Genomic DNA, 3,926 nt, shown 5'->3' with positions numbered 1-3,926 from the left:
GGGCTTCGCCGTGTCCCCGACCCGCCCTGCGCCATTCTCCTTCCCCTGAGCCAAAATCGCCCGGCGCAGACGGTTCCATCTAAAAACAACATGCTCTAACATGCGCCGCAATCGCCCGTTGCCAATTCTGGAGGTTTGCCGTGAACAGTCTGGCGCGCGCCGGCTTCGCCTGCGCGGTCCTTGTTTCTTTGGCCGGCTGCGCGACCCCCGGCGCCGAGCCGCAGGTGTCCGCGCCCGCCGCCGCCCCCACGCCGGTCGCGCCGCCGCCCTATGTCGGCCTCGCCAGCGGGGCGTTTGGCGACAGTCTCGACGCCGCCAACAAGACCACGGCCAATAATGCCGAAGTGGCGGCCCTGACGTCCGGCGAGCGCAAGACCTGGCGCGGCGACGACGGCGTCTATGGCTATGTCGCGCCCGGCGCGGCCAATGGCGATTGCCGCGATTTCAGCCACACCGTCTATATCAACGGCCGGCCCAAGACCGGCAATGGCTCGGCCTGCCGCGCCCCCGACGGCGGCTGGAAGCTGAAAGGCTGAGCCTCACGGGCGGGCGCGAAGCCTGTTATTTCGGCGCCCGGAATCCGCCAATTGGGTCTAAAGCTGATAGCGAACCGTCGCAGGGCGGTGTTCGCGGCGCGCGCCGCTGTCAGCGAGGTCAGCTTTCTTGAAACGCCTGAGGTTCGGTTACGACATGACCTATCAGACGCCGAAACCCACGGCGATGATGGGCATGCTCAATGTCCATCATTCCCTGATCGCAACGCTGGAAAAACCGGATTTCCTGCGGGTCGAGCCTCAGGTCCCGATCGCGACCTATCACGACAGTTTCGGCAATTTCTGCTTCCGCTTCATGGCGCCGGCGGGCGAAATCCGTCTCCACGCCGATTCCATCATTCGCGTTTCCGGCGATATCGACCCGGTCGGGCTCGACGCCGTCGAACATCCGGTCCAGGACCTGCCCGACGATACGATCCAGTTCCTGCTCGGCAGCCGCTATTGCGAAACGGACGTGCTGTCCAACCAGGCGTGGAAGCTGTTCGAACATGTCCCGAGCGGCTGGCGACGGGTGCAGGCGATCTGCGATTACGTCCACGATTATCTGCGCTTTGATTATCTGGATTGCGACCCGACGCGCACCGCGGCGCAGGCCTATCAGAAGCGCGCAGGCGTCTGCCGCGATTTCGCCCATCTCGCCATCGCCTTCGCCCGCAGCATGAATATTCCCGCGCGTTATTGCATGGGCCTGATCAGCGACGTCGGGCTGCCGGAGCCCTATGAGGACCAGGATTTCTGCGCCTGGATGGAAGTTTTCCTGGGCGACCGCTGGTGGGCGTTCGATCCGCGCAACAACGGCCCGCGCGTCGGCCGCATCCTGATGGCGCGCGGCCGCGACGCCGCCGACGTGCCGCTGGTGCATTCCTTCGGCCCGCATGTCCTGCGCGGGTTCAAGGTTTGGGTCGACGAACTGCCCGATTAACCCGTCGCTTCACGCGGTCAGCGAGGCGCGGATGGCTTGCAGCTCCCGCCGCCGCTCCTCGTCCACGGTCGGGAAGGCGAGCTTCAGCGAGTCCAGTTTTTCCAGAATGATGTGCGAGACGATCAGCCGCGCCGACAATTTGTCGTCCGCCGGCACGACGAACCAGGGCGCGTCCTTCGTGCTGGTCTCGGACAGGCATTTCGCATAGGCCTTCTGGTAATCGTCCCAGAAGCCGCGCTCTTCGGTGTCGGCCTGCGAGAATTTCCAGTTCTTCTCCGGCTCGTCGATGCGCGCGAGGAAGCGCTTGCGCTGTTCTTCCTTCGAGAGATGCAGGAAGAATTTCAGCACATGGGTGTTATTGGCGGTCAGATGGCGTTCGAGATTGCGGATCGAGCGATAGCGCTCGCGCCAGAAATCGCCGTCGGCCTTGGTGGGATCGAAGCCTTCCGGAATCAGCAATTCGGGATGAACCCGCAGGATCAGCACGCTCTCGTAATAGGAGCGGTTGAAAATGCCGATCATGCCGCGCTCGGGCAATTCGCGCGTCGTGCGCCACAGAAAATCATGCTCCAGCTCGACGCCGCTCGGGTGCTTGAACGAGGTGACGTGGCAGCCCTGCGGATTGACGCCGGACATGACATGGCGGATCGCGCCATCCTTGCCCGCCGCATCCATGGCCTGAAAGATCAGCAGGAGCGAGTCGCGGTCGTGGGCGTAAAGTTTCTGCTGGAGATCGCTCAGCCGCTCGACATGCTCGGCGAGCAAGCCGTGGTAATCGTCCTTCGAGCGATAGACCGGATCGACCAGCGTCGGCCATTCGGAAAGGTCGACGGCGTCGCCCTCGCCGACGCGAAACGGCTTTGCGTCGATCCTGTTTCTCTTCTTGGCCATGGTCGTCCGCCTCAGGGAGCCAGAACGGCGGCGCCGTCGAAGGCGCCCGCGCGGAGATCGGCCAAGGCCCGATTGGCCTCGGCCAAAGGATAGAGCGTGGTCGTGGTCTCGACCCCGAGCTGCGGCGCCAGGCGCAGGAATTCCACGCCGTCGCGCCGGGTGAGATTGGCCACCGAGACGAGCTGCCGCTCCTCCCACAGAATGGAATAGGGGAAGCTCGGAATATCGCTCATGTGGATGCCGGCGCAGACCACGGCGCCGCCCTTGCGCACCGCGCGCAAACCGGTCGGCACCAAAGCGCCGACGGGGGCGAACAGGATCGCCGCGTCGAGCGGCTCCGGCGGCGCCTCGTCGGAGCCGCCGGCCCAGACCGCTCCGATTTTCCGCGCGAAATCCTGGCTGGTCTTGTCGCCCGGCTTGGTGAAGGCGAAGACCTGATGGCCCTGTTTCACCGCGACCTGCGCCAGAATATGCGCGGCGGCGCCGAAGCCGTAGAGGCCTAGCCGTTCGATGCGTCCGGCGCTGCGGCCCGCGATCTTGAACGCGCGCCAACCGATCAGGCCCGCGCAGAGCAAAGGCGCGAGCGCGGCGTCTTCGCCCGTCTCGCCCAGCGGAAAGGCGAAGCGCGCGTCGGCGATGGTCATGTCAGCATAGCCGCCGTCGCGGGAATAGCCGGTGAATTCGGGATGGTCGCAGAGATTTTCATGGCCGCTGACGCAGGGGCCGCAGGCCTGGCAGGTATGGCCGAGCCAGGGCACGCCGACGCGCTCGCCGATCTCGAAACCGCTGACGCCGGGGCCGATGAGGTCGACGCGGCCGACGATTTCATGACCGGGAATGATCGGGACGCGCGGATGCGGCAATTCGCCGTCGACCACATGGAGGTCGGTGCGGCAGACGCCGCAGGCGGAAATTTTCAGCCGGATTTCGCCGGGGCCGGGCAGGGGATCGGGCCGTTCGGTCCATTCCAGCGGCGCGCCGATCTTGTTGAGTACCATGGCGTGCATGAGGCGGCCTCCCGATGCGGCGCAGTTTCAACCCGGCTCAAGCGGGAAGTCAAATGCGGCAAAGGCTTCTTGTCGAAGCCGAAAGGACGGCCATCGAGCGGCGCGATTCGCCGTTTTTCTATCGAATGGTTGGGCTTATCGGCCTGTCGAGCCGAGAACCGTTAGAAAACTTTGTCCGCGACAATTGCGAGCGAAGGGCTTTCTCGGCGACGCGGAACAAGGCGTTTTCCACGGTCAATGTTTTCGTCGATCTGTTGCGGCAAGAGCTGCGTCGCTCTCCCTCTCCCCGCTTGCGGGGAGAGGGGGCGCCAGGCCCCTCGAAGAATGACGGTTTTCGGAGAGCTTCAATTCAGGAAAGAATCGAAATCAGCGAATCGTCCCGGTTAAACCGACCCGCCTTTACGACAAAGTCCACGCGAAGACCGCGACCGAGGCGACGCCCAGCGCCAGCAGGCCCCATTCGAGCTGGCCCCAGAAGGTGACGATCTCCCGCGCGTCAGCGTCGGGCCGCGTGGTGGAAGCCGCCAGCAGGCGATTGTTCAGCGGCACGAT

4 protein-coding genes are annotated in these 3,926 nt (G+C 64.6%); 2 read left to right on the top strand and 2 right to left on the bottom strand.

From position 1 onward, the window contains the following. The first annotated feature begins 140 nt into the window (after window positions 1–140). Both ACE3S9_RS16185 and ACE3S9_RS16180 read left to right on the top strand, forming a co-directional pair. Window positions 141–536 (top strand): hypothetical protein, encoded by a 396-nt coding sequence (locus tag ACE3S9_RS16185; RefSeq protein WP_374547509.1) that lies wholly within the window; start codon window positions 141–143, stop codon window positions 534–536. 154 nt (window positions 537–690) lie between these two features. Then, entirely contained in the window at window positions 691–1,476 is a 786-nt protein-coding gene (locus tag ACE3S9_RS16180) for a transglutaminase family protein (RefSeq protein WP_374547510.1), read from the top strand. 9 nt (window positions 1,477–1,485) lie between these two features. On the opposite strand, the gene ACE3S9_RS16175 is transcribed toward ACE3S9_RS16180, so the two are convergent. Then, a complete protein-coding gene (locus ACE3S9_RS16175) occupies window positions 1,486–2,367 on the bottom strand; it encodes an ADP-polyphosphate phosphotransferase (protein WP_374547508.1) in 882 nt (293 codons plus the stop codon). A gap of 11 nt (window positions 2,368–2,378) precedes the next feature. Beyond that, window positions 2,379–3,374, bottom strand: coding sequence for a zinc-dependent alcohol dehydrogenase family protein (locus tag ACE3S9_RS16170; protein WP_374547506.1), 996 nt, complete (start codon window positions 3,372–3,374; stop codon window positions 2,379–2,381). Window positions 3,375–3,926: the final 552 nt, after the last annotated feature.

It is taken from the genome of Rhodoblastus sp., from assembly GCF_041915505.1.
Lineage (GTDB): Bacteria > Pseudomonadota > Alphaproteobacteria > Rhizobiales > Beijerinckiaceae > Rhodoblastus.
The sequence above is the reverse complement of the archived record's forward strand: the minus strand, read 5'-3'. Positions and strand labels throughout refer to the sequence as shown.

Bases quoted from the DNA above. Each gene is read 5' to 3' on its own strand.
- ACE3S9_RS16175 (WP_374547508.1), bottom strand. From the start codon at position 2,367: ATGGCCAAGAAGAGAAACAGGATCGACGCAAAGCCGTTTCGCGTCGGC.
- ACE3S9_RS16170 (WP_374547506.1), bottom strand. From the start codon at position 3,374: ATGCACGCCATGGTACTCAACAAGATCGGCGCGCCGCTGGAATGGACC.
- ACE3S9_RS16180 (WP_374547510.1), top strand. From the start codon at position 691: ATGACCTATCAGACGCCGAAACCCACGGCGATGATGGGCATGCTCAAT.